Origin of the sequence: Wenzhouxiangella sp. 15190, from assembly GCF_003417465.1 — a bacterium.
GTDB lineage: Bacteria > Pseudomonadota > Gammaproteobacteria > Xanthomonadales > Wenzhouxiangellaceae > Wenzhouxiangella.
Map to the genome: position 1 here is coordinate 34,058 of NZ_QVMV01000012.1, position 24,470 is coordinate 58,527.

Consider the following 24,470-nt stretch of genomic DNA (forward strand, 5'->3'; position numbering starts at 1 on the left):
GCCAGGTTTCAGCACCGACGGTTACGGGGCAATGTGGGCCCGGGCGGAGTCGACCCCTCTGTCCGGGCTTTTTTTAACCGCATTTTCGACAAGGGATGAATCGGCCGATGCGGATTCTGATCATCGAAGACAATCGCGATATCGCCGCCAATCTGGGCGATTTCCTGTCCGACCACGAGCATGAGGTCGACTACGCCTACGACGGCGTTACCGGCCTTCATCTGGCCGTGGTCAACGAATTCGACGCCATCGTGCTCGACCTGGCCCTGCCCGGCATGGATGGGCTCGAAGTCTGCCGCAAGCTCCGGGAAGACGGCCGCAAGGACACGCCGGTTTTGATGCTCACCGCGCGCGACCAGCTCGAGGACAAGCTCACCGGATTCGAATCCGGTGCCGACGATTACCTGGTCAAGCCCTTCGAGCTGCGTGAAGTCGAGGCGAGGCTCCAGGTGCTCGCGCGGCGGGGCCAGCGCGTCAAGCCGCGTGAACTCCAGGTGGGCGATCTCGAATTCAACCTCGAAACGCTCACGGTCAAGCGCGCCGGCAAGTCCATTGATCTCAACCCCATCGGGCTCAAGTTGCTCGAGAAGCTCATGACCGCCTCGCCGGCGGTGGTCACCCGGCGTGAGCTCGAGCACCACGTCTGGGGCGAAGAGCTGCCCGACAGCGACAGCCTTCGCGTTCACATTCATAGCCTGCGGGCGGCCATCGACAAGCCCTTCGATCAAGCGATGATCCAGACCCGTCACGGCATCGGCTATTGCCTGGTTGCACCGGATGAAGTATCGGCGTCGACTTAGAAGCCGACTGATCTTCTCGTTTCTGGTATTCGGCACGCTTTTGAGCGTGCTGTTCGCCGTGGCCGTGTTGCTGGTACAGAGCTGGCTGGTCGACGCGCTCATCTCGCGCACCCTGGCCGACGAGATCGACCAGTACATCGCCGACTTGCGCGAAGACCCGACCCTGGTCGAGCCCTTCTATACCCGCATCGAGGGCTATGTCACCCGCCCCGGACGCGCGGATATCGTGCCCGAACCCTTCCGCAAACTCCCAAGCGGTGTGCACGACGTCACCACCGACGACGCGCAATACAAGGCGGCGGTGCGCAAGGCCGACGACTTCTGGGTGTTCTTGACTTACGACGTCTCCGAGAACCAGGAACTGGCGCGCCGGCTGCAGATTGCCCTGGGGGCCGCCGTGGTCTTGTTCGTGTTGTTTTCGCTGGCGCTGGGCATCTGGTCGTCAAGCCGCGTCATGGCACCGGTGACCGAGTTGGCCCGTCGCATCGAGGCCATGGACGAGCACTCGCCGCCCGGCGACCTGGCACGGCATTTTCCCGACGATGAGGTCGGCCAGCTTGCCGCGGCGCTCGACGACTACGCTCATCGCCTCAAGGACCTGGTCGAGCGCGACAAGGCCTTCAACGCCGATGTTTCGCACGAATTGCGCACGCCGCTGGCGGTGATCTCCGGCGCCACCGAGCTGATGCTGGCCCAGCCGGAACAGGACGAGCGCACGAGAGAGCGCCTGTTGCGCATCGCCCGGGCCGCGCGACAGTCGACCGACATCACCACCGCGTTGCTGCACCTGGTGCGCACCGAGCGCGACGCCGACGGCGAGGGCCGGGCCCACGACGTCGGCCAGATCGCGCGCCAGGTCATCGGCAACTACGAACCGCTGATCGGCGACCGTGAACTCGAACTCATCGTCGACGAGCGCGAGGCGGTCAACGTGATCGCACCCGAAGCGGTGATCGCCGTCACCCTGGGCAACCTCATCGGCAACGCCATCCGCTACACCACCGAAGGCGAGGTGCGGGTGTTGATCGAGGCCGGGCAGGTCAGCATTCTCGACACCGGACCCGGCATTGCCGAGGAAGAACTGCCGCACGTCTTCGATCGCCACTTCCGCGGCCGCCAGGCCGGCGGCACCAAGGGATCGGGCCTGGGGCTTTCCATCGTCAAGCGCCTGTGCGATCTCTACGGCTGGCGCATCGAGTTCGCCAACCGCGAGGAAGGCGGGTTGGCTGTCACGCTGCGGTTCTTCCCTGACCAGGGGTGAGGAAAACCTGTGGCCAGTTGTCGGTAGTCCGTTGGCAGACCACAGTCTCCATCCCCTAGCATGCTTCACCCACATCCCACTACAATACCGCCCATGGCCATTACTACCTGTCCTGACTGCAAGAAGCGAATTTCCGACCAGGTCAACGTCTGCCCGCATTGCGATGCGGTGCTGGGGGAGTTGACTGAGGAAAATCTGGCCCGCATCCGTCAAAGGCGCTGGAGCAAGCGCGTTTACCTGGCCAAGAACCTGACTTACCTGGGCATGACTTTGGTCATCGTCGGCGCGATATGGTGGTGGATGGCGGGTTGGAGGTCCCCGGTCCCGCAAGGAGCCGTGTTTCTGATCGCGCTCGGGTTTCTCGGCTATCTGGTGAGCCGCGGATGGCTGTTCTGGCTCAGATTGAAGCGCAACCGCCCGTAGTATCGAGCGGGATCGGTTTAAGGCGTCACTTGATGCGCTCGACCTTCAGCCGGCGGTTCTGGCCTTCCACGATCATCTGCCAGCTACCAAACATGCCCGGTCGGATCTCGACGGCCGGCGACTCCTTCGGCGCCACATGGTACGTGCCACTCTCGGCCTGCTCCCAGACCATGCCGTTTTCAAGTTCAAAGACCGTGTCGCCGTCCCAACCTTCGTAGGTGCCGACGATGCGGCTCTTGATCGGGCGCTCGTCATCGTCGTCGCTGTCGGGCAGGCCGCGGCGATCCGTCGCGGCGGCGCTCGCGTCGTCGCCGCCGGCAGCGCGGCGTTGATTGAGTTCGCGGGCCTCTTCTTCGGTCAGCGAGCGCTCGCGAATCCACTCGTTGAGCGCGGCCAGCTCCTCTTCGTTGAGCTTGTGCAGACCGGTCTCCATGTACTCCTCGCCGGTCATGCGCTCCTCCAGCGTCGAGAAGGTGTCCTGCGCCGGCGAGGCAGCGCAGAAGGCAAGCGCAATCAGCGCGATGCTGAGACGAATGACGGCAATGGGCATAATCCTAGCTCTCCGAATTTCACTCATGTTTCAGGTGTCGCGCGAATACTAGCACCGTCATCGATGCTGTCCCATTCTGCTTGTCTCTCGTCGTTCGTGGCAAGGCGGCGGTGCGCAGGTGTAGTTGGGCGCTACATCAAGCGCCGGCAACGCAGTCCACGGACGTCGAGAGGCGAGCAGAATGGGTCACGATCGGTGACGGTGCTAGTACTTACAAGTCCTGCTTGTAGCGCACGTAGGGAATGCGACCGTAGACGCTTTCGAGCGGATCTTCAAGTGCGGCGGCGTCGGCGCTGGGCTCGTCGGCCTGCGGGGCCGCGTCCATGACGTTGCTCACGCCGATCGACAGCGAGGCGTTGCGTTGTGCGTGCCAGGAGAACTCCAGGTCGAAGGAGTTCAGGGTCGACGGTGCCTGGTCTGCGCCCAGCCACAGCGGCAGTTCGCGATGATGGCCGAGCATCTCGCCGCTGAAGCGGCCCCGGCGCCAGCCCAGCAGTAGCTGCGCACTGTTGCTGTATTGCATGTCATTGCGCAGTTCGCGCGGCTGGGCGGCCATGCCCAGCTCGGCCAGGCTCATGCGTTGGCGATAGCGTGCCAATTGCAGCCCCAGCAGGAACTCGCCGACGCGCTCGGTCTGGATGCCGAAGCTGACGTTGACGTCCAGGCCCTCGACGGCGCCGTCGGGGGTGCCGGCGGCTTGCTGGCGAGCAAGCAGTTCGGGCGCGAGATCGTAGGCGAAAGCCGGCTCGGTATTGTCGGCGGCATCGTCTCCGCGGAAGGCGCTCATGCCCAGCTGAAGACCGGGGGCGGCCATCCAGTCGCCGGAGACCTGCAACAGGTTCATCGAATTGCTGGGCAGGGGTTGGTCGACGAAGCGGCAGTCCTGCGCCAGGTAGGAATTCATGGTCATGGTGCCCTGGCTGCACTGGATGTGGGCCAGGCTGGCGGTATTCATCTGCCAGGCCTTCAGCGACCAGGAGAAGGCACTGCCTTCACCGTCATCGTCAGCCATGGCGAGACTGGGGCGGTTCGACAGCGGCATGGCCATCGACAGGCGCGGGCGATCGCCAGGCAGTCCGAGCGGCGAGCGGTCGGCAATGACCTGGATGACGGGCGCGTCGGTCGCGGCCGAATTCTCAGCGTTCTGGTCGGGCACGATCGACCACGGCACATCGCCAGCCGTCTGGGCCTGCGCCCCGGCTGCGAGCAGCGCTGTAACGATGACGATTTGCTTGAGGCGACTCATTTCCCTCGTACCCGATGAAAACGACCAGATTGCCCCCGTTTTGACGTCGCTGGCCCAATAAAGTTTTCGCTAATTTGTAGTCTACCAAAGCCCGGCACAGGATGCACTCGCAAAAAATAGTGCAAGTTCCCGGAATTCCCGCAATTGTCCGGGGTTCCATCGCGCCTCGCGACGTTCCGGCGGCGACGCGGTGACCGAGCCTTGCCCTGCACCAGCCAGGGGACGGTAAAATGTGCGGCTTTCCCGTCCACATTACAAGCAGGCAGCAGAAGTTTCATGACCCAGCCGAACCAGGACCGTCGACAACTCGCCAACGCCATTCGGGCGCTGGCCATGGACGCCGTCGAGCGCGCCAACAGCGGCCACCCGGGCATGCCCATGGGCATGGCCGACATCGCCGAGGTGCTCTTCAACGACCACCATAAGCACAACCCCGCCAACCCGAACTGGTGGGACCGTGACCGTTTCGTCGTTTCCAACGGCCACGGCTCGATGCTGCTCTACAGCGTGCTGCACCTGACCGGCTACGACGTGTCGATCGACGATCTCCGGAATTTCCGCCAGCTGCATTCGCCCACGCCGGGCCACCCGGAATTCGGCGAGGCGCCGGGCGTGGAGACCACCACCGGCCCGCTGGGACAGGGCCTGGCCAACGGCGTCGGCATGGCGCTGGCCGAAAAACTGCTGGCGGCGCGCTTCAACACCGACGAGCACCGGATCGTCGACCACCACACCTGGGTGTTCGCCGGCGACGGCTGCCTGATGGAAGGCGTCTCGCACGAGGCCTGTTCCCTGGCGGGCACCCTGGGCCTGGGCAAGCTGGTCGTCTTCTACGACGACAACAACATCTCCATCGACGGCGACACCGACGGCTGGTTCAACGACGACACCCCTACTCGCTTCAAGGCTTACGGCTGGCACGTGGTCGAAGATGTCGACGGCCACAGCGCCGACGCCATCTCGGCCGCCATCGACCGCGCCGTGACCGTGCACGACAAGCCAACGCTGATCTGCTGCAAGACCGTCATCGGCTTCGGCGCGCCCAACAAGGCCGGTACGGCCGGCGTGCATGGCGCCGCATTGGGCGAGGACGAGGTCAAGGCCGCCCGCGAACAGTTGGGCTGGGAATACGCGCCGTTCGAGATTCCCGACGACATCCGTGCCGGCTGGGATGCGCGCGAGACGGGCGCGGCCGCCGAGCAGGAATGGTGCGAACACTGGGACGCCTACCAAAAGGCTTATCCGGACAAGGCCGCCGAATTCGAGCGGCGCATGAAGGGCGACCTGCCCGAGAACTTCGACGACCTGGTCGACGGCATCCTCGAGAAGATGCAGGGCGACGACAAGAAGGTCGCCACCCGCAAGGCCTCGGGCGCCAGCCTGGAAGAGTATGGCCCGCAGCTGCCCGAACTGATCGGCGGCTCGGCCGACCTGACCGGGTCCAACAACACCAAGTGGTCGGGCAGCGTCGACGTGCTCGAGGACGCGGCCGGCGGCAACTACATCTACTACGGCGTGCGCGAGTTCGGCATGACCGCCATCGTCAACGGCATCCACTTACACGGCGGTTTCATTCCCTACGCGGGCACCTTCCTGGTGTTCTCCGACTACGCGCGCAACGCCGTGCGCATGTCCGCCCTGATCCCCACCGGCGCCATCCACGTCTACACGCACGACTCGATCGGTCTGGGCGAGGACGGCCCCACCCACCAGCCGGTGGAGCATGTCTCGAGCCTGCGCATGATCCCCAACCTGGACGTCTGGCGCCCGGCCGACAAGGTCGAAACCGCCGCCGCCTGGGCCGAGGCGCTCAAGCGCCGCAAGGCCCCCAGCGCGCTGGTCCTCACCCGCCAGGGGCTGCCGCACCTGGAAAAGGACGAGCAGCAGATCAAGGCCATCGCGAAGGGCGGCTACGTGCTCAAGGACGCCGAAGGCGGTGAGCCGGAAGCCATCATCATCGCCACCGGCTCGGAAGTCGGCCTGGCCATGTCCGCCGCCGAAGAACTGGCCGGCGACGGCACGAAGGTCCGCGTCGTCTCCATGCCCAACCCCGGCCGTTTCCTGGAACAGGACGAGGGTTACCGCGAGTCGGTGCTGCCGAGCGAAATCAAGGCCCGCGTGGCGGTCGAAGCCGGCATCCCCTGGTTCTGGTGGCCCTTCGTGGGCGCGCACGGCAAGGTCATCGGTATGACCACCTTCGGCGCATCAGCGCCCGCGGAAGACCTGTTCGAAGAGTTCGGGTTCACGACCGAACGCGTCGTGGCTGCGGTCCGCGAAGTGCTCTAGTAACAAAGGAAAATTCGAAATTCGAAGATCGAAATCCGAAACAAGCACGAAGCACGAAATGCGAAACGAAACCCATCAGTCCTCCGTGTTTCGTATTTGGGTTTTCGAATTTGTTTCGGATTTGGTGCTTCGGATTTCGAATTTGCATCACCCACGGTGGTTCGCGCAGCCCACTCGCAGTACAATCTTCACATCCCTGAAAACCAACGAATTTGGAGAGTCAGATGCCTATAAAGGTTGCCATCAACGGCTACGGCCGCATTGGCCGTAATGTGCTGCGCGCGCTCTACGAAGGTGCACGCAGCAATGAGATCCAGATCGTCGCCATCAACGACTTGGCCGACGCCGAAACCAACGCCCTGCTGACCCAGCGCGACACCGCGCACGGCAGGTTCCCGGGCGACGTCTCGGTCGATGGCGACCACATGATCGTCAACGGTGACAAGATCCGTGTGCTCGCCGAGCGCGACCCGGCCAAGCTGCCCTGGGGCGAGATGGGCGTCGACGTGGTGCTCGAGTGCACCGGGCTGTTCGCCAGCAAGGAAAAGGCCTCGGCCCACCTCACCGGCGGTGCCCGCAAGGTGCTGATCTCCGCCCCGGCCGGCAAGGACCTGCCCACCATCGTCTACGGCGTCAACCACGACATCCTGACGGCCGACGACGACATCGCCTCCAACGCCTCGTGCACCACCAACTGCCTGGCCCCGCTGGTCAAGCCGATCCACGAAGCCGTGGGCATCGAACAGGGCCTGATGACCACGATCCATTCCTACACCAACGACCAGGTGCTGACCGACGTCTATCACAAGGATCCGCGTCGCGCCCGCGCCGCCGCCATGAACCAGATCCCGACCAAGACCGGGGCCGCCGCAGCCGTTGGCCTGGTCATGCCCGAACTCGACGGCAAGCTCGACGGCTACTCCATCCGCGTGCCGACCATCAACGTCTCGGTCGTGGACCTGAGCTTCATCGCCAGCCGTGACACCTCGGCCGACGAGATCAACGACGCGGTCAAGAAGGCCAGTGATGGTGAGCTCAAGGGCATCCTCGGCTACAACACCGAGCCCCTGGTCTCGAGCGACTTCAACCACGACCCGCGCTCGTCCATCTTCGACGCCACGCTCACCAAGACCTCCGGCCGCCTGGTCAAGGTCTTCTCGTGGTACGACAACGAGTGGGGTTTCTCCAACCGCATGCTCGACACCGCGCTGGAACTGTCGAAGAAGTAAGCGACCAATGTCGTCCCGGCCCCCGAGCCGGGACCTCCTAAAAGAGGCCCGGCAAACCGCCGGGCTTTTTTATGGCCGCCAACCCTTGAGCAACACCCCACCCCTCTCTAAACTGGCGCCATAAACGAGCCCCCAACAAGCCAACCAGGAAACCGGAAAATGAAAACCCTCGACCAGGTCGATATCCAGAACAAACGCGTTCTGATCCGCGCCGATCTCAATGTCCCGGTCCGCAACGGCCAGGTCACCTCGGCCGCGCGGATCGAAGCGGTCCTGCCCACCATCCGACAGGCGGTCGACGCCGGTGCGGCCGTGATGGTCATGTCCCACCTCGGCCGCCCGGAAGAGGGCAGCTTCGACGAGGAATTCACCCTGGCCCCCGTGGCCGAAAGCTTAAGCGGGATGCTGGGCAAGAAAGTCGAACTCGAGCGCGACTGGGTCGACGGCGTGGACGTCGAGCCCGGCCAGGTCGTCCTGCTCGAGAATGTGCGCTTCCTGAAAGGCGAAAAGGCAAACGACGACGCGCTGGCGAAGAAAATGGCTGCCCTGGCCGACGTCCTGGTCTTCGAAGCCTTCGCCACCGCCCACCGCGCCCAGGCCTCCACCGAAGGCGTGATCCGGCACTCACAAGTAGCCTGCGCCGGCCCGCTCCTGGCGCGCGAAATCGAGTCCCTGGAAAAGGCTCTGGCCAGGCCCGAGCGGCCCATGGTCGCCATCGTCGGCGGCGCCAAGGTTTCCGGCAAGCTCCAGGTGCTCGAGGCCCTGATCGAAAAGGTCGACCAGCTCATCGTCGGCGGTGGCATCGCCAACACCTTCCTGGTCGCCGCCGGCTACGACGTGGGCGGCTCGCTCTACGAGAAGGAGCTGGTCGACACCGCGAAAGACCTGATCAAGCGCGCCGAGGAAAAGGGCGCGGCCATCCCGCTGCCCACTGACGTGCTCACCGCCGAGCGATTCCACGAAGATGCCCACGCCACGCTGAGGTCTGTCGGACGCGTGCGAAAGGACGAAATGATCCTCGACATTGGCCCCGAAACCGCCGGCAACCTCGCAGCCATCGTCCGCCAGGCCGGTACGGTCGTCTGGAACGGACCGGTGGGCGTGTTCGAGTTCGAGGCGTTCCATTCCGGCACGCAAGCGATTGCGCATGCTGTGGCAGGGTGTAAGGGATTCACCCTGGCCGGCGGTGGCGACACCATCGCGGCAATTGAGAAGTTTCATGTGGCCGATCGGATTGACTACATCTCGACGGCGGGCGGCGCCTTCCTCGAGTATGTCGAGGGGAAAGAATTGCCGGCCATCAAGGCACTCTCCCAATAGGCCGCTACAGGTCGAGCCGACTCGCCCTGATGGCGAGTCTTTCTTTGTAAGAGGAACTCAACACATGTACAGATGCCTGGCAGTCATTCTGATCGCTACACTAACGGCGTGTGGAGGGACGCAAGTACGCCCCTATGGCGAGCACTATTCGCCAACGCTGCCTGGCGAGGTAGAGGTGTTCTACTCATTCCCTCACGAGGAACACAACAAGATCGGCGCGGTGGACGTCAAGCGTTACAAGCCGGGCTTTTCGAAGCCCACTGTCTATGATGCCGTGGAGAAACTGCAGGAGGCCGGTGCTGAGCTGGGTGCTCACGCTGTCGTGGTCGTCGACTCTCAGAACATAGACGACCGGGTCATACGAGTAACCGCGGAAGCCATCCGCTGGCCCGATTAGACCTGACGAGCGGCGGTCTACCCTACCCGACCGGAGATTTGACCGCCAAGCCAATCGCCGGGTAGTAGCGGTTTTCGGTTTCCTGAACGCGTTGCATTCATTCACGCGGGCGGCTTGCGATGCTCCCGAGTCCTTCGGGCGGTGTTGGAGAAATCAGAGAAATCAGGACACTCACGATTATCTCGGCCTATTGACTAAAGATCGTGGGTCTCCCGATTCCTGTGTATGTGGACGCCTCCCGTTTGTTCGCGCTTGAAGTCGCGGACTGGTACCGTCATAGCCGATCACAAAAGGAGGAAACATGAGACGACTGACTGGAATCCTGGCAATCATCCTGTTGCCCGTTCTGGCCGTGGCAGCCTCGCAAGAGGAAGCTCCTCTGAAGCAGGACGGCGAGTACCTGCCGCCCGCCCATTTCCTGAACCCGGACGGAGAAGCCGGTACGGAAGTGCTGCTTGTCGGCACCTGGCACTTTGCCTATCCCGGGCTGGACGCCCACGTCGCCGAAGAAGACAAGCGCGTGGATGTGCTCTCCGACCTGCGCCAGGCTGAAATGGTGAAGCTGCTCGACTACCTGGCCCGCTTTGAGCCGGACGCGATCGCCCTGGAGTGCGATAAGGACTCGGATTTTGCCGAATCCTATCGGCAGTTTCGCTCAGGCGAACTGGAGGATAAGCGTGACGAACGCTACCAGATCGGTTTTCGCCTGGCCAGGCGCATGGGGCTGGACGAGATCCACTGCGTCGATGCCGAATCATTTGCCACCGATCACATGGACAAGCTCAAGGCGATGGAGGCCGTCCCGGAGGCGTACGATTTTAAGTCCGACGACGAGATGAGCCGACGTTACAAGCGTTGGTACGACTACAAGGACCGGGTCGCAAAGGACGCTACGCTACTGGAAGGGTTGCTTTACACGAACCGGGAAGATGTCCTCGACAGGGGTTACGGTGCCTACCTGGTGGGCGACTTCAAGCTGGGTGACCATGGCGGCGCCGATGCGCTGGCACTCCACTGGTACAACCGCAATCTGCGCATCTTCCGCAACATCCAGCAACTCGACAAACAGGGGTATGAACGCATCCTCACGCTGTTTGGATCCGGTCATGTTCAAATCCTCAAGCGGCTCGTCGACAGCTCGCCGGAGTTCGAGCGTGTGCCGTTCGGTAACCTATAATCGAGGACGTGCCACACCCACTCGGTGTATTCGACCTCTGTCCGGGCCGCGCGAAATTGGGGAACCACGATTTGTCTTTGTCTGGGTGCGCCCAGCCCGTCGTCAGGCCATCGGTGCGTTCGAGTAGTAGTGCCAGACGAAGATCGCCACCGCGCCGCGGTAGGGTCGCCAGGGTTTGGCGACGGCGTCGGTTCTCTTGCGGTCCGGCCGCTTGCGCATGTTCTTGATCCGGTGCAAACCGGCCTGAATGGCGAGGTCGTCGGCGGGCCAGACGTCGGGCCGGCCCAGTGAGAACAGCAGGAACATTTCCGCGCTCCAGCGCCCGAAGCCCTTCAGTCGGGTGATCTGCTCCATCACGGCGTCGTCCGGAAGCTGCGCGAGGGCCGCCGGCACCAGCGAGCCCTCCTGGACGGCCTGCGACAAACCCTTTGCATAGCCGATTTTCTGCCGCGACAGGCCGAGCGCGCGCAGGTCGTCGTCGCTCATGGCCAGCACCCGCTCCGGCCGGAAGTCGCCTTCCAGTGCGGCTTCGACCCGACCAAAGATGGTGGTGGCCGCTTTTGTCGACAGCTGCTGGCCGACGATGATTCTCAAAAAGTGCTCGAAGCTGGGCTCGCCCATGCGGCGCTCGGCGGGATAACCCACTTTCTCCAGCGCCGCGGCAATATGCTTGTCTCGCCGGGCGATTTCGTCCAGCGCGCTTTCGAGATGGCTAGCGGTTAACTGAAATTCCAATTCAAGCACTCATTATTAGGTGCCACACCCATGATTCTATCCTCGAGGGCGACAGCGGAGGTCTGGGGCGCGCTATGCTGAAAGCTGAACCAGCAGCAGGAGATTCGGGAATGTCGCCGTGGGCTTCATCATTGTTGCGGATTGCGCTGGTCGCCGCCTTGCTTTCAGGCTGCGCCGGTGGCGCACCTGAACAGCCCCGGGAAACCGTTCCGGAGCTACCGGAAGACGAGCCTGCGGAGCCGGTGTCGACCACCACCTCCGGGCAGGACCGCGAGGGAGAACCACCGCAGTTCGACAGCGTGGCGGACAAAGTCGACTATTACATCAGCCGATTGTCGGATCGCGATTTCGTCGACACCTACGGCGGGGAGGAGCATCCGCGGCCCTGGTACATCGCGGCGGAACGGTTGGGGCAGATCGGTGAGCCGGCCATTCCCGCGCTGGCCTCACGGCTCGACACCTCGGATGAATACGAACTGATGCTGGTGCTCTATGCACTTATGCTGGCCTCGCAGGACCCGGCGCTGATGGACGCCACCGGCGGCGATTACGTCAAGCTGGGCACCGTGCTCGATCCGCGCTACAACGACGAGAACCGCGCCATTGCCCTTGATTGGTGGCAGCGTCACCGCTGGCGTTGGCAATAGTCCAGAAAAAGGGGGGAGAACCAGGGCAGCCTGGATGCTGGCCGCCGCAAATGATGACGTGTAGGCGTTCGCTGAGCAGTCAGCGGACAGTCCCGCCGTTCGCGAGCCGTTCCATTACCGTGTCGGCGAAGCGGTCGACGCGCTCCCAGTCGGTGTAGTCGACCACGGTCGACGGATCGGTCGGTCCGCCGGTCATTTTCATGATCAGGCGGATCATGAATCGGTCGAAGAATTTATAGCGGGGGTAATCGAGCTTGCCGGCGAAGATCTCGATCGGGGCGGGCTCAAAGGTCAGGGATTCGAGAAACTTGCGCACGTATTGGTTGCCTTCCACCGTGCGTTTTTCGGGTTTTCGAGCCACCAGGTTGACCGAAAAGAAGGCGACCGGACAATCTCCGAATCGATCGGCATTGCCATTGAGGAACTCGCGCATCGACGGATCGTGCTTGCCATAGCGAATGCTGGCGCCGGCGATAACGGCATCGTGGGTGGACGGGTCGAACGACCCGGCGTCGCTCACGGCTTGGAGGGTCACCCCGTGACCGGCCGCACGTATGCGCTCGCTCATGCGCTCGCAGATGAGGCGGGTGTGGCCATCGGTGGTGGCGTAGACAATCAGGATCGTGCTCATCGCTCATTCCTTGGGCTCTTGAAACTCAGAAAGATCGTGGACGCCCTGATTGTCCCCCAAACCCGATCAGTTATTGCCGGCGTTTACATCGGGAAAGCGGTTGGAAACGTATTTACTGTGACATTCGACACAATTGCGCGTCATGGTGCTGAAGAGATCTTGCTGTTCCTGCGTGTCTTTATTTCGACCGGCCTCTGCGAGCGATGCAGCAAGCTGGTGGAACTCTTTATCCAGCTTGATAAAGCCTTCTGGCACCGCCGACATTAGGTCTTCGCGATCCTGTTTGGTCAGCGATTGTTGCAATATGAAGCTGTCATGAATTTGCTGGGCGTTTTCGGCAACAGCCGCATGTTGCCCCATGACCATGGCGGAATGAATGGATGTCATGGCGCCCTGCACAGCCCTCATCTCCTCCTGAAGCAGTTGGCGCAGTTTATCCGTGAGCTTCGGGGTGACGGGTTCTCCCGCCATCGAACCGGTTGACACCGCCAGGCTTAGTAACAAGGCTCCCAGAAATTTTCCGGTGATCGCTTTCATTCTAATTGCCTCATTTCATGTGCATGTTTGCATATTAGCATTGCCGCGACTTCACGTCAGGGACAAGTGTTCTCACCATCTTGCGCTGAAGAAGCTGGTCTTGGAAGTCGGGGAAAAGGGCGCCTATACTTCGAGTGCTCGGTGCCGTTCTCCCTGTATGCGCTGTCGCCGAGTGAACTCGACCCTGAATCCAGGAATAGCCAAGGAGACCCAGATGTCGAACGATGCCCGCCCGCAAGTTCTGATTCTCGGGCGAGGGGCCATGGGCAGCATGTTCGAGGCCCTGCTGCAGAAGACTGCCCACGTGACCACCTGGGATCGAGACCTGGAGACCGGCCGCGAAACCGGCCCGCTGGAAACGTTGGCGGCCGACAGTGATGCGGTGATCCTGGCGGTGCCCGCCACGCCCCACGACGAACTGGCCGGGCGACTGACCGCTTGCGTGGGCGCCGAGACGTTGTGCCTGACCATCGCCAAGGGGCTGGATGAGGATGGCCGCACCCCGGCCGATATCTTCGCCCGCCATTTCGGCGACACGCCGGACCCCGGGCCCGCCTGGGCGGTGATCTACGGGCCGATGATTGCCGACGATCTCGACCGCGGGCGAGCCGGTTTCGCGCTGGTTGCGGCCAACCGGGCGGCGATTGCAGAGCGCGCAAGGGACTTGGTCGGCGGCGGTCCGCTTTACCTCAGGCCGCACGACGACCCGCACGGCGCGGCCTGGGCGGCGATCCTGAAGAATATCTATGTGCCGCTGGTCGGCATGGCCGATGAACTGGATCTGGGAGACAACATGCGTGGCTTCCTGATCGCCGAGGCGCTGGGCGAACTGGCGGCCATCGTCGAGCACCTGGGCGGCCATCCGGGCACCGCCTACGGCCTGGCCGGGCTGGGGGACCTGGTGACCACCGCGACCAGCGCGGACTCGCATCATCGGGGTATCGGGCAGGCGATTGCTCGTGACGAACTCGAATCCGAGGTCGACACCGACGGTAACGTGCGCAGTGAAGGCGTTCATGCCATTACACAGATCCGCCGCCACGGCCTGGTCGAGATTGCCGACTATCCCCTGCTGCAATTCGTGGCGGAGCTGCTGGAGACACCGACCGATGCCGAACGACGCCTCGACGGCTGGATTCGGCGTCGCTTCGCGGGCATGACGGCGTCATGAACCGGCCCGGGGCGGCCGGCTGGCTGATCGCCCATCGCGGCTATCCGCACGCGTACCCCGAAAATTCGCTCGCCGGCGTCGAAGCCGCACTGGCCGCCGGCGCGCGCTTGGTGGAATTCGACATTCAGTTGACCCGCGACGGCGTGCCGGTGGTGATCCACGACGAGTCGCTGAGCCGCGTCGGCGACAGCGACGAAGAGATCGCCACGCTGGACTGGGAAACGGCGTCGCAGCGCAGCATTGGCGAAGCCGGCCGGTTCGACTCCGAATTCGCGCAGCAACATGTTCCGCGTCTGGCGGACATGCTCGCCCTGGTGGATCGCTATCCGGCCGTGACCGCCTTCGTCGAGATCAAGCGGCAGAGCCTGAAGCGGTTCGGCCGGGCCCCGGTGGTCGAGGCGGTATGCCGCGTGCTGCGGCAGGCTTCCAGCCGTTGTGTGCCGATCTCCTTCGATGCCGCCGCGCTGGCCAGGGCGCGCGAATACGGCGCCGAAGCCATCGGCCTGGTCATCAAGCCCTGGAACGACGAATCCAGGCGCGCGGCCGAGCGCCTGGCGCCCGACTACCTGTTCATCCAGGCCGGGCGCGTTCCGAAAGGAAGCCGGTCGCTGTGGCCGGGCGAGTGGCAATGGGCGGTGTACGTCGTGGACGACCCCGATTCGGCCCGCATGCTTCGCCGTCGCGGCGCCGACTTGATCGAGACCGACCGGTTTCCGCCGATGCTCGAGGCGTTGAGCGCGTCGTAAGCCGGCAAGCGCGCAGGGCCATGACCCTTGCTCCGTTGTCCCTGCTGACCGACGCGGGGGCAGAATTCACGGGTAACGCCACGCTTTCACACGGTCTGCGTTACACTTTAGAGCAATCTAATATATATGAGGTGCACCAATGAGCTACGAAATCAACAAGACGCTGGAAACGACGCCGACCCAGGCGCGTGAACGTGCCATGGAAGCCCTGTCCGCCGAGGGCTTCGGTGTGCTGACCGAGATCGACGTTCAGGCGACCATGAAGAAGAAGCTCGATCGCGACATGCGCTACTACACGATTCTGGGCGCGTGCAATCCCGAGATGGCCTGGGAAGCGCTGGATCGGGAACCGAAGATCGGAACGATGCTGCCGTGCAACGTCATCGTGCGCGAACTCGAAGACGGCAAAGTTGAAGTGTCCGCGGTGGATCCGCAAGCTTCCATGCAGGCGGTGGAAAACCCGGACCTCGCCGAAATTGCCGGCGAAGTCAGAGCTGGGCTGCAGCGAGTCATCGACGCGCTCTGAGTCGTTATCGGGTCGGTTGCTGGCGCCATCGCACTGGCGCCGTACAACCGGCCAGAGCGCGTCAAGCGGAACTCCATGGCAATCCCCGGTGGAACTTGCGCTGGATCAACCGATCCGCTTACCCATTAGCGTACGTTGACGAGATCGCCCGAATCTGGTGACGGGCGACGGAAAGTTCTCGCAAGCACTCATGGAGGCAGGTCATGTCAATCAATCGCACAAGGATTCCCACGAAGCATCTCTTCCACGCTGCGGGAGCCTGTTTGGCATTGGCGCTATCCCTGCCGGCAAGCGCACTGGAGGTCACCGGTAGTTTCAGCGGTTGGTGGGACCAGCCGGAGCAGCAGAACCACGGTGCAATCATCACGATTTCGCGGCTGCCTTCGGGCAAGAAAATCGCCGCAGTCTACTGGGCCCATTTTGATGATGGCGGCGAACCCACCTGGATGGTCGGCCAGGGTGAGATCGAAGGCGATCGAATCAGAGCGCAAGTCTACGAGTTTGACGGCATTTCCTTCATGCAGCAACACAGCCCGGCGGGCGATTTTGGCGAGGTGGTCGGGACGATGGATGTTCAGTTCACCGATTGCCTCAACGGTCGGGTCATGTTTGACACCGATACGGTCGGGGCCGGTGAATTTCCGATAGGTCGGCTGACCGATCAGCCGGGGGTGGCTTGCAGTGGCGGTATTTCGGACGATTTCCGCCCTGATCACATGCCGCGCGAGTTCGTCGCCGCACTCGAGCCGACCGATGCGTTTCCAGATGCCCGCGGCGAGATCGAATTCAAGATGCGGCCCGGTCGCGCCGAGTTCGGCGTTCAGGTTGGTCATCTTCCCGAAGGGGAGTATGAATTGCGCATCGGCGGCGAGCCGCGCGGTGCAATCGAGGTCTTCGCCAGTGACGACGGCACCGCCGGTCGTATCGGCTTCCGTTCGCCGGCCGTGCCGGGCACCGGGCTGCTGGATTTCGACCCCCGCGACCGGATGATCGAAGTTGTCGCCAACGGCGAGCTGGTGCTGGCCGCGCTAGCACCAGAGCAGGGTAATTTCATGGGCCGCGGTCCGGCGCCGTTTCAGGGGCCCGATGACGGCCGGTTCGAGACCGAAATACAACTGGCCAGCGACGGCGTGTATCCGGACGGTTCGGCAACGGCCCGGCTGGAGATGCTCGGTCATTCGACCCGGGGCCAACCGGCGATGGAGTTCGATATCGAGGTCCGGAACATACCGTCCGGCAGCTATCCGGTGCTTGTCATGGGCGTCGAACGCGGGCAGGTTGAAGTGAACGAAATCGGTGCCGGACAGACGCGCGGCGAGCTCGAATTCCGGTTCCCGGACGCTGCCGGAATGATGCACTTCGACTTTGACCCGAGAGGCTCGATAATCGAGATCATGGAAGGTGCGACCCGGCTATTCTCGGCCGAGTTTCCCGATTCCGGAACGGATGGCGGGTTCGGTATGGGCATGGGTTCCGGAATGGGCCCGGGAATGGGTCACGGAATGGACTCCGGAGTGACGTTCGCCGAAATCGGCATCGAACTCGACAATGCCGGCGTTCATCCCGCGGGAACGGCCGAGGCGTACTACGAACAGCACCCGATGCGCGAGATTTTCCGCGTCCGGGTTGCAAACGTCCCGGACGGCACATACGAGCTCTTCGTGGGTGGGACTGAGCAAGGTGTGATTGAGGTCGCGTCTGCGCCAAGGGGCTCGCATGGCGTGATCAGGTTCGGTGAGCCGCCTGCGTTCAACGAACAGACACTGGACTTCGACCCGCGTGGCGAGCGCATCGAAATCCGCCGGGACGGAGAAGTGATCTTCACCGGCGATTTTCCGAATTAAAAGGCAAAACGAAGGCCTGCCATGAAAAAGAACTTGTCGGAATCCTCGCCACGGGCTTCTGCGATGTTTTCGGTTTCTCCTACAAGGAACGTGGAGCGAATGCCGAAATAGGGCGCGAACTCGCGCTTGATCTCATAACGAAGGCGCAGGTCAAGCGTTGCGTCGGTCATGCCCGCGCCAAGGCTGCGCTCCTCAACGTCCTGAAACGCAAATCCGACCCCGGCTCGTGGCTGAAGCACGAGGCGCTGGGTGATTCGGAGGTCGTACTCGGCTTCGACTGCCAGCGTTGCATCACCATGCTCGGAAATGTATAGAGAGTTATCGAGTTCGAACTTGTAGGGGGCCAGGCCCTGTAGCGCGATCACACCCGACCAGCGATCTTCGTAGTTGCCGTCGTGCCACTCGTTGGCGTATTGAACACCGACCTGGAAATCCCAGAACGGTGTGATCAGGCGCGAGTAGAGCAGGTCGGTTTCCGTTTCTCTCTCGTCTGGACCGTCGAAGACCGCCTCGCCCTCGTTCTTCCACCAGAATTTGTTGATGTCGCCGCCGATCCAGCCCTGAGCCTCCCAGCCGAGATGATCAGCGGTGTCGTCGTTGGTCCCGACGCGATACTCGAACTGCTCAAACATCGTGAACGCGTAGATCCGGTCATCGGGCACTGGTTCAGGGAATTCGTCCGGTGGCGGTGACTCGGAATACTCGAAGACATCCTCCAGCGTCATCCCCGCCGGGACCGCCGGTTCGAACTCCGGAGCCTCGGGCGCGGATTCGTCATGCTGCTCGGCCGATTCGCCATGAGACTGGCGATCCGCCGTATTGGGTTTGCTGGACTCTTCCTGGGCCCATGCCGCGGCGGAAAACGCCAACAGCCCCGCGAACACGACCGCGACCGGAGGGCGGTGATTAGGCCTTGACATCGATCGGGCCTCCATCCAGCGAGCGCACCACGGCGACCGTGCGGAACATGCCGGCCTCCATGTGATAAAGCAGGTGGCAATGGAATGCCCATTGCCCCGGCGCATCGACGCTGATGTCCACCGTGAGCAACTCCGACGGCTGGACAATCACCGTGTGCTTGCGGGGGTTGTCGCCGTAGTTCTCGGCCCCGGCATAGAGATCCATCCACATGCCGTGCAGGTGGATGGGATGGCTCATCATGGTGTCGTTGATCATGTTGATCCGAAGCCGCTCGCCGTACTGAAAGCGGATCATGTCCGACTCGGACCACTTCTTGCCGTCGAAACCCCAGACGTACTTGTGCATGTTGCCGGTCAGATGCAGGTCGAATTGACGCGTGGGCGGCCGCCGATCATAAGGTTTTTCCAGCGCGCGCAGCTGGCTGTAGGTCAGTACGCGCCAGTCGTCGTCGCCGAGTCCTGCCCCGGGATAGTCGAGCCGGCGATACGCCATTTGACCCATGGTGATGCTGGCCGGGCCGTGCTTGTCGGGGCCGTGTTCGATACTCTGGATCAGGTTGGTCGTCGGCAATTCCTTTCCATGGCCGTTGCCGGATGCATGATTCGGCATGTCGTGTCCCATGGCCTCATGGCTCTCATCCTTCATGCCGTTCATGCCGTCCATGTCGCCATGCATCATCATGCCCATATCGGCCATGGTGAGCATGGGCCGGCGACGCTGTTCGGGCACGGCTGCCGACATGCCCTGTCTCGGGGCCAGCGTGCCGCGCGCATACCCGCTGCGGTCCATGGTCTCCGCGAACAGGGTATAGGCCCGCTCGTCCGGCAGCGTCACGATCACGTCATAGGTTTCGGCCACCGCGATGCGAAGCTCGTCGGTTTCAACCGGCCTGATGTTCTGGCCATCGGCCTGCACGACGGTCATCGGCAGGCCCGGGATGCGGATATCGTAGAAAGTCATGGTCGAGGCGTTGACGAGGCGCAGGCGCACCCGCTGGCCGGGCCTGGCAATGAACGTCGGGTTCTCGTGGGCCGCCTTCCCGTTCATCAGGAAGGTATAGGTCGCGCCGGTAATGTCGGCGATGTCGGTCGGGTCCATCCGCATCCGGTCCCACGCCAGTCGTTTTTCCAGCACCTCGCTCAGCGACATGCCTGTCGCCTTCATCTGATCGTCGATATTGGCCAGCGTCGGGCGCTGGAAGTTGTAGTAGCCCTCCAGGGTCTTGAGCTTTCTCAGTACCCGATGCGGCTCCTCGAACGTCCAGTCGGACAGGACGATCGAATGCTCCACGTCGTAGTCCACCGGGTCCGGTTCGGCCGGTTCGACGATGAGCTGGCCGTAATGCCCGAGCTGCTCTTGCAGGCCGGTGTGGCTGTGATACCAATACGTGCCGTTCTGCCGGATGGGGTAGCGGTAGGTGAAGGTCTCGCCGGCTGGAATGCCCGGGAAGCTGATGCCCGGGACACCGTCCATGTCGAAAGGCAGCAATATGCCGTGCCAATGAATCGAGGTTGATTCTTCCAGCCGGTTGTGGACGCGGATCAACGCCTCCTTGCCTTCCTGCATCCGGATGACCGGTCCGGGAATGGAGCCATTGATCGCAATCGCTCGCCCTGGCCTGCCGCCAATCAGCAAATTCTTACGTTCCAGGTACAGGTCGATGCCGCCCGCATCGGTCGCGTTGAGTTCGCCAAATTCTCCAGCGTTTTCCGTGGCTTGCCGGCCTGCCCATAAAGGAGTAAACGACGGCAGGAAAGCGCCCGTGGAGACCAGACACGTGGTGTAGAGGAAGTCCCGACGTGACAAGGACTTTTTCGAGAAACCCTTCCTGTCGTCTTTCATCGAGTCACCTTTCGGGTGAGATCGCATGACGCCTTGATCAAATCGTGCGATCGGCGCTGACTTCAAGGGGCAGCTATGCCACTGTATCACTCCCGGCACTCTTCCGGTTGCCAATGCACGGGCATGCAAGCACCGGGACAACCACAAATCCGAGTGCTGAAAAAAGATCCGATCTGGCCCGAGCGTGTCCTGATTCTGCCAACGGCTAGTCGTGCCGACCGGATAGCTCAGTCAACCAGGCCTGCTTGCCCTTCGGTTGCGGAGGCAGCTGTATGGCCCGCTCCGGCGTGCCGTGAAATGCGGCCAGATAGGCCGTCAGGGCATATTGTTCCGTGCCGGGGGTGACAAAATCGATGGCCACTTCGGGATAGTCGAGTCCGACGAGGTTGCGGCGCTGGGGGTCGCTGAGCCCGCGCAGAGGATAGCCGTCGCCGCAGGGTGAAAGTTCTTGATCCTGACCGTTCGGCAGCGGTACGCACTGGGCGAGGAAGGCCAGCGAAATCACGCGAAAGCGCTGCTCGGGATCGCCCATCCATTTGCCTTCGCTGATCAGTTGCGTGGTCGTTCCGTCGGGCGCGACCACGGCCAGTTCGCGTACCCGCTCACCGTTACTGTTGGCCCCCTGGTTGATATCACCCTGGCCTGTCTCCAGCGGCCGCCGGGCCGGGCGCGAGGCGTCGTAGCTCAGCCGCAGGCCGGCAAATTGCGGGAACCAGCCCGGCGTGGCGCCGGGCGCGATGCCGGAAACGGCATATTCCATGATGTCGTAGAGTTCGCCGGCCGTCACCGTCAGGGCCACCAGTTCGCCGTTGAAGGCCAGGGCGGTTTCCAGGTCCAGGCGCGAGATGCTGCCTTCGGGGCGGAAGCGATTGCCGGCCGGCGGCCCCAGCCGGACCGTGCTGGCGTCCCGGCTGCCCGGCGGTACGCGCATCTCGCCGATCGGGCCCCGAATGCCGCCGCCGTTTCGGAAGGCGACCACCGCCTCGGGTTCTTGCTTGCGGCCCAGCCAGAGGGTGGCCTTGGCCCACAGGCGGCCCAGGTTGGTCTCGCGCGTTCGCACCATGGTCCGGCGCCCGTCCAGGAACCGATCGGTGTAGCCGAGTACGTGACCTTCCTTGGCCTCCAGCGTGCGCCAGAACGCGTCGCGGATGGCCACCACTTCGGGAATGGGTTCGGCGTCGCGTTCTTCGACCATCGAGGCGTTGCTCGGCCAGACACCCGCGCGGCCGGCATCGAGGCGTTCGAGCTCGATGACGCCCTCGGCGTCGAAGGGCAGCAACAAGCGCCCCAGGTAGCGATAGTCGCCGTCGGTGTTGACCAGCAGCACGGGTTCTTCCAGTGGTGATCGATAGACCACCGGATAGTCGTCCACGGCCGCGTCACCGGGATGCAGCCGGCTATCGGAATCCGCCAGGATGGTATTGGAGCCGCCGCCGATGACCACATCCACGTGCTCGAGTCGCTCGGCCAGTGCCCGCTCGACATGCAGCTGCTGCATGTGCGCGGCCAGGATGATGATGTCCACCCCGTCGGCCGCCAGTTCATCCACGGCGTCCTGGATGATGCCGGCCAGCGCTTCGATGTCGTCGGCGTCGGCCGGGCGGACGCCGATATCGCCGGTGGAAGTGATCTGATCCAGGGTGGGCGTTGACGCCCCGACCACGCCGATGCGACGGCCGTCGACTTCCAGCACCGCCGAGCCGGCCAGACGACCGTCGATCTCTTCGGCGTGCAATCCGTCCGCGCTGACCAGATCGGCCAGCTGCGGATCGCCGGCAAAATCCAGGTTGGTCGACAACCAGGGGAAGCGCGAGCCCGGCCAGCCATCGTTGGGCTGGATGATGGCGGCGAATTCCTCGGGGCCGCCGTCGAGGTCGTGGTTGCCGACGGCGCTGACATCGACGTCCATGGCGTTGAGGAATGCGATTTCACCGCGGCCCACGCCCGGTGCGCCGGTGACTTCGGCCATGGCCGGGTCGTTACTGGCCTGGTAGACCGGGCCGGGGACATAGTTGTCACCGGAGCTGATCAAAAGCGTGCGCTCCGGCATCTTGGCCCGAAAGGAAGCCACGAGGGCGGAGAATTCCGCCACATGCTCCAGTGCCCCCGTGCCGCCGCCGTCAATATCGGCAAAATGTAGCAGTTGCAGTTCCAGCCCCTCGACCCGCTCATCACCGGCAACCGGTTCAGGCCTGGGTTCCGGCTGGCTGCAGGCGAGCAGCCCGGCAGCAAGTACAACCGCGATCAGGGCGCGACAAGAATCACGCAGGGCAGGCAGCATATAAACCTCGGGCAAGCAATTCAGCGTGCCATTTTTTGGTAACGAACCCCGGATTGCAAGAAGCAATCAGGCGCCTGCGAGGGCGGATGGTCCCTGGGTCGGTCCAGGACCGGGTGTCGAGTCAATCCCGGGCGCTCGAATCGGCGTCGATTCCGGTTGCGAATCGGAGGATTTGCTCGCGCATCTCGTCGGGCTGTTCGGTCGGGATCCAGTGTTCGGCATCAAGTTCGGCGATCTCGATCCGGTCGATTCTTTCGAGCCACGCGCGGGTTCTGGCCGGATCACCAAACAGCCCCCCGGACGACAGCAGGGCCAGCGTGGGACAGGTGATCGTTTCCGGTTCGGGCAGCGGCCGCAACGTCTCGTAGAGCGCGGACAGGTAGCTGGCAGTGGGCAGGTAACGCAGGTCGCGCCCGGGCGTGGCGTAGTCGGCATTGAACTGTCCGTCGGCGGCCATTTGGTCGCGTCGAGCCTCGATGTCGCTTTTTTCAAGATCCAGTTCGGGAAAGCGCTTGCGGCCGATTCCAAGCCGATTGAGCATGCGCGCCAGCATGGCCAGCGGCGGCAGAAGGAAGCGCAAGGGTGCGAGGCGCGCTGCGAGTCCGGCCCGGGCCTCGGGCACCATGGGTTCGATCAGAACCAGGCCGGCAAGACTTTCCGGTGCGGCCGCGGCGATTCTCAGCGCCAGATTGGCGCCCATGCAGTGGCCGCCGACGATGCAGGTCGTGACCCGCTCTTGATGCATCATGGTATGGAAGTCTGCAATCCATGTTTCACTGTCGATCCGGCCGCGCCGCGGCGAACCGCCGTGACCGCGCAGATCGGGGGCGATGAACTTCCAGTCCGCCAATTCCTGCCGCTGGCTGACTCCGCGCGCGAACTCTTTCCAGCGCGTGCCATTGCTGGCCAGGCCGTGAAACAGCACCAGGGCCCGGTCCGAAGCGGCCTCGCCGGCGCGATGCCAGCTCAGCCCCTGTTCGCCTTGAATTCGTTTCATGGGAAGTATTCTATCGGTCGTGCGTTTGACCGGATCGTTGCGAGGTATGGTTATGTTTTCAGCCGGGATCCGTCATGAGCACGGCACTGAGCGAATCTGAAATCGAGCGACTGCGACTGGCCTGCGACCTGCTCGAGAATCCGAGCCTGGCCGCCCGGATCAGCCACATGGTGGGCACGCCTGTAGAACAGGGTTTCGAACTGTTGCCCGAGCGCTGGAGCGAGGTGGTCAATGCGGCCACCAGGAAGGCGATCGAATCCACGCTGCATATCGCGGTCGGCACCATGGATGGCAGCCACCGGGGCACCCCCTCGAACTGGTGGCACAAGGCGGCGGCGACAGCGACGGGCGCGACCGGCGGCGCGTTCGGCCTGGCCGCGTTGGCCATAGAATTGCCTATATCGACCGCAATCATGTTGCGGTCGATTGCCGATATTGCCCGAAGCGAAGGAGAGGCTCTTGATGACCCCGAGGTGCGCATGCAGTGCCTGCAGGTGCTGGCGCTCGGTGGACCCTCGCGCAAGGATGATGCGGCCGAAATCGGTTATTTCGCCGCTCGTGCAGCCATGAGTCGTGCGGTTTCCGAGGCGGCTTCGCACATTGCGCGCAAGGGTCTGGCCGAGCAGTCCGCGCCGGCCATCGCGCGTTTGATCTCGCAGGTCGCATCGCGCTTTTCCATCGTCGTTTCCGAGAAGGCCGCGGCGCAGGCGGTGCCCCTGATCGGCGCATTCGGTGGTGCGGCAATCAACACGATCTTCATCGATCACTTCCAGGACATGGCGCGTGGACATTTCATTGTCCGCAGGCTGGAGCGCAGCCATGGCACCGAAAAAGTGCGCCGGATGTACGCTGAACTCTCGGGAGACGAATCCGAACCCGAGCTGTTGCCCTGAGCCATGTCGG

Annotated in this window: 23 protein-coding genes; 14 read left to right on the plus strand and 9 right to left on the minus strand. The window is 63.1% G+C overall.

The features are described from left to right. The first annotated feature begins 107 nt into the window (after nucleotides 1-107). The 3 genes from DZK26_RS03615 (at nucleotide 108) to DZK26_RS03625 (ending at nucleotide 2,484) form a co-directional block, all read left to right on the plus strand. Nucleotides 108-800 (plus strand): response regulator transcription factor, encoded by a 693-nt coding sequence (locus tag DZK26_RS03615; protein ID WP_116898721.1) that lies wholly within the window; start codon nucleotides 108-110, stop codon nucleotides 798-800. Next, the gene (locus tag DZK26_RS03620) at nucleotides 778-2,061 is read left to right on the plus strand and encodes a HAMP domain-containing sensor histidine kinase (RefSeq protein ID WP_116898644.1); all 1,284 of its coding nucleotides are present in this window, start codon (nucleotides 778-780) and stop codon (nucleotides 2,059-2,061) included. The genes DZK26_RS03615 and DZK26_RS03620 overlap by 23 nt, the downstream gene beginning before the upstream one ends. A 93-nt stretch (nucleotides 2,062-2,154) precedes the next feature. Further along, nucleotides 2,155-2,484 (plus strand): zinc ribbon domain-containing protein, encoded by a 330-nt coding sequence (locus DZK26_RS03625; protein WP_116898645.1) that lies wholly within the window; start codon nucleotides 2,155-2,157, stop codon nucleotides 2,482-2,484. 25 nt (nucleotides 2,485-2,509) lie between these two features. Here the strand turns inward: DZK26_RS03625 and DZK26_RS03630 are convergent, their stop codons facing one another. Together DZK26_RS03630 and DZK26_RS03635 are read right to left on the minus strand one after the other, a co-directional pair. After that, on the minus strand, nucleotides 2,510-3,034 hold the full coding sequence (locus DZK26_RS03630) for a hypothetical protein (protein WP_116898646.1): 525 nt from the start codon (nucleotides 3,032-3,034) through the stop codon (nucleotides 2,510-2,512). 211 nt (nucleotides 3,035-3,245) lie between these two features. Next, on the minus strand, nucleotides 3,246-4,280 hold the full coding sequence (locus DZK26_RS03635; protein WP_116898647.1) for a hypothetical protein: 1,035 nt from the start codon (nucleotides 4,278-4,280) through the stop codon (nucleotides 3,246-3,248). Nucleotides 4,281-4,556: 276 nt separating this feature from the next. On the opposite strand from DZK26_RS03635, the gene tkt reads away from it, so the two are divergent. The 5 genes from tkt to DZK26_RS03660 all read left to right on the plus strand — a co-directional run bounded on the left by tkt (nucleotide 4,557) and on the right by DZK26_RS03660 (nucleotide 10,689). After that, nucleotides 4,557-6,566, plus strand: a complete 2,010-nt coding sequence (tkt, locus tag DZK26_RS03640; protein ID WP_116898648.1) for a transketolase — start codon at nucleotides 4,557-4,559, stop codon at nucleotides 6,564-6,566. Between the two features lie 224 nt (nucleotides 6,567-6,790). Continuing rightward, nucleotides 6,791-7,795 carry a type I glyceraldehyde-3-phosphate dehydrogenase gene (gene gap, locus DZK26_RS03645; protein ID WP_116898649.1) on the plus strand — a complete coding sequence of 335 codons (1,005 nt, stop codon included), beginning with the start codon at nucleotides 6,791-6,793 and terminating at the stop codon, nucleotides 7,793-7,795. A gap of 159 nt (nucleotides 7,796-7,954) precedes the next feature. Then, nucleotides 7,955-9,115, plus strand: a complete 1,161-nt coding sequence (locus tag DZK26_RS03650) for a phosphoglycerate kinase (RefSeq protein WP_116898650.1) — start codon at nucleotides 7,955-7,957, stop codon at nucleotides 9,113-9,115. Nucleotides 9,116-9,290: 175 nt separating this feature from the next. Then, nucleotides 9,291-9,512 carry a hypothetical protein gene (locus tag DZK26_RS03655; RefSeq protein ID WP_147306683.1) on the plus strand — a complete coding sequence of 74 codons (222 nt, stop codon included), beginning with the start codon at nucleotides 9,291-9,293 and terminating at the stop codon, nucleotides 9,510-9,512. Nucleotides 9,513-9,813: 301 nt separating this feature from the next. Next, entirely contained in the window at nucleotides 9,814-10,689 is an 876-nt protein-coding gene (locus tag DZK26_RS03660) for a DUF5694 domain-containing protein (RefSeq protein ID WP_116898652.1), read from the plus strand. 102 nt (nucleotides 10,690-10,791) lie between these two features. Here the strand turns inward: DZK26_RS03660 and DZK26_RS03665 are convergent, their stop codons facing one another. Then, nucleotides 10,792-11,424 (minus strand): DNA-3-methyladenine glycosylase, encoded by a 633-nt coding sequence (locus DZK26_RS03665; RefSeq protein WP_220337209.1) that lies wholly within the window; start codon nucleotides 11,422-11,424, stop codon nucleotides 10,792-10,794. Between the two features lie 110 nt (nucleotides 11,425-11,534). Here DZK26_RS03665 and DZK26_RS03670 point away from each other — a divergent pair, with 110 nt between their 5' ends. Continuing rightward, the gene (locus DZK26_RS03670) at nucleotides 11,535-12,071 is read left to right on the plus strand and encodes a hypothetical protein (RefSeq protein WP_116898653.1); all 537 of its coding nucleotides are present in this window, start codon (nucleotides 11,535-11,537) and stop codon (nucleotides 12,069-12,071) included. 79 nt (nucleotides 12,072-12,150) lie between these two features. Here DZK26_RS03670 and hemG read toward each other — a convergent pair whose 3' ends face one another. Together hemG and DZK26_RS03680 are read right to left on the minus strand one after the other, a co-directional pair. Further along, the gene (gene hemG, locus DZK26_RS03675) at nucleotides 12,151-12,702 is read right to left on the minus strand and encodes a menaquinone-dependent protoporphyrinogen IX dehydrogenase (RefSeq protein ID WP_116898654.1); all 552 of its coding nucleotides are present in this window, start codon (nucleotides 12,700-12,702) and stop codon (nucleotides 12,151-12,153) included. A gap of 66 nt (nucleotides 12,703-12,768) precedes the next feature. Further along, nucleotides 12,769-13,239, minus strand: a complete 471-nt coding sequence (locus DZK26_RS03680; RefSeq protein WP_116898655.1) for a cytochrome c — start codon at nucleotides 13,237-13,239, stop codon at nucleotides 12,769-12,771. 214 nt (nucleotides 13,240-13,453) lie between these two features. On the opposite strand from DZK26_RS03680, the gene DZK26_RS03685 reads away from it, so the two are divergent. From DZK26_RS03685 to DZK26_RS03700, 4 genes are all read left to right on the plus strand, one after another. After that, nucleotides 13,454-14,410, plus strand: a complete 957-nt coding sequence (locus tag DZK26_RS03685) for a hypothetical protein (RefSeq protein ID WP_181918427.1) — start codon at nucleotides 13,454-13,456, stop codon at nucleotides 14,408-14,410. Next, on the plus strand, nucleotides 14,407-15,156 hold the full coding sequence (locus tag DZK26_RS03690; RefSeq protein WP_116898657.1) for a glycerophosphodiester phosphodiesterase family protein: 750 nt from the start codon (nucleotides 14,407-14,409) through the stop codon (nucleotides 15,154-15,156). Before DZK26_RS03685 ends, DZK26_RS03690 begins: the two co-directional genes overlap by 4 nt. 139 nt (nucleotides 15,157-15,295) lie before the next feature. After that, nucleotides 15,296-15,682: a DUF302 domain-containing protein gene (locus tag DZK26_RS03695; protein WP_116898658.1), complete on the plus strand. Its 387-nt coding sequence runs from the start codon at nucleotides 15,296-15,298 to the stop codon at nucleotides 15,680-15,682. Nucleotides 15,683-15,951: 269 nt separating this feature from the next. Then, nucleotides 15,952-17,526: a hypothetical protein gene (locus DZK26_RS03700; protein ID WP_117238628.1), complete on the plus strand. Its 1,575-nt coding sequence runs from the start codon at nucleotides 15,952-15,954 to the stop codon at nucleotides 17,524-17,526. Here the strand turns inward: DZK26_RS03700 and DZK26_RS03705 are convergent. From DZK26_RS03705 to DZK26_RS03720, 4 genes are all read right to left on the minus strand, one after another. Next, nucleotides 17,523-18,446, minus strand: a complete 924-nt coding sequence (locus tag DZK26_RS03705; protein ID WP_181918428.1) for a copper resistance protein B — start codon at nucleotides 18,444-18,446, stop codon at nucleotides 17,523-17,525. The genes DZK26_RS03700 and DZK26_RS03705 overlap by 4 nt on opposite strands. Further along, complete coding sequence (locus DZK26_RS03710) at nucleotides 18,433-20,289, minus strand: copper resistance system multicopper oxidase (RefSeq protein ID WP_116898661.1); 1,857 nt, start codon at nucleotides 20,287-20,289, stop codon at nucleotides 18,433-18,435. Before DZK26_RS03710 ends, DZK26_RS03705 begins: the two co-directional genes overlap by 14 nt. A gap of 205 nt (nucleotides 20,290-20,494) precedes the next feature. After that, the gene (locus DZK26_RS03715) at nucleotides 20,495-22,570 is read right to left on the minus strand and encodes a bifunctional UDP-sugar hydrolase/5'-nucleotidase (RefSeq protein ID WP_116898662.1); all 2,076 of its coding nucleotides are present in this window, start codon (nucleotides 22,568-22,570) and stop codon (nucleotides 20,495-20,497) included. A 121-nt stretch (nucleotides 22,571-22,691) separates the two neighbouring features. Next, nucleotides 22,692-23,567: an alpha/beta fold hydrolase gene (locus DZK26_RS03720; RefSeq protein WP_116898663.1), complete on the minus strand. Its 876-nt coding sequence runs from the start codon at nucleotides 23,565-23,567 to the stop codon at nucleotides 22,692-22,694. A gap of 74 nt (nucleotides 23,568-23,641) precedes the next feature. Between DZK26_RS03720 and DZK26_RS03725 the strand changes: the two genes are divergently transcribed. After that, the gene (locus DZK26_RS03725) at nucleotides 23,642-24,460 is read left to right on the plus strand and encodes an EcsC family protein (protein WP_116898664.1); all 819 of its coding nucleotides are present in this window, start codon (nucleotides 23,642-23,644) and stop codon (nucleotides 24,458-24,460) included. Nucleotides 24,461-24,470: the final 10 nt, after the last annotated feature.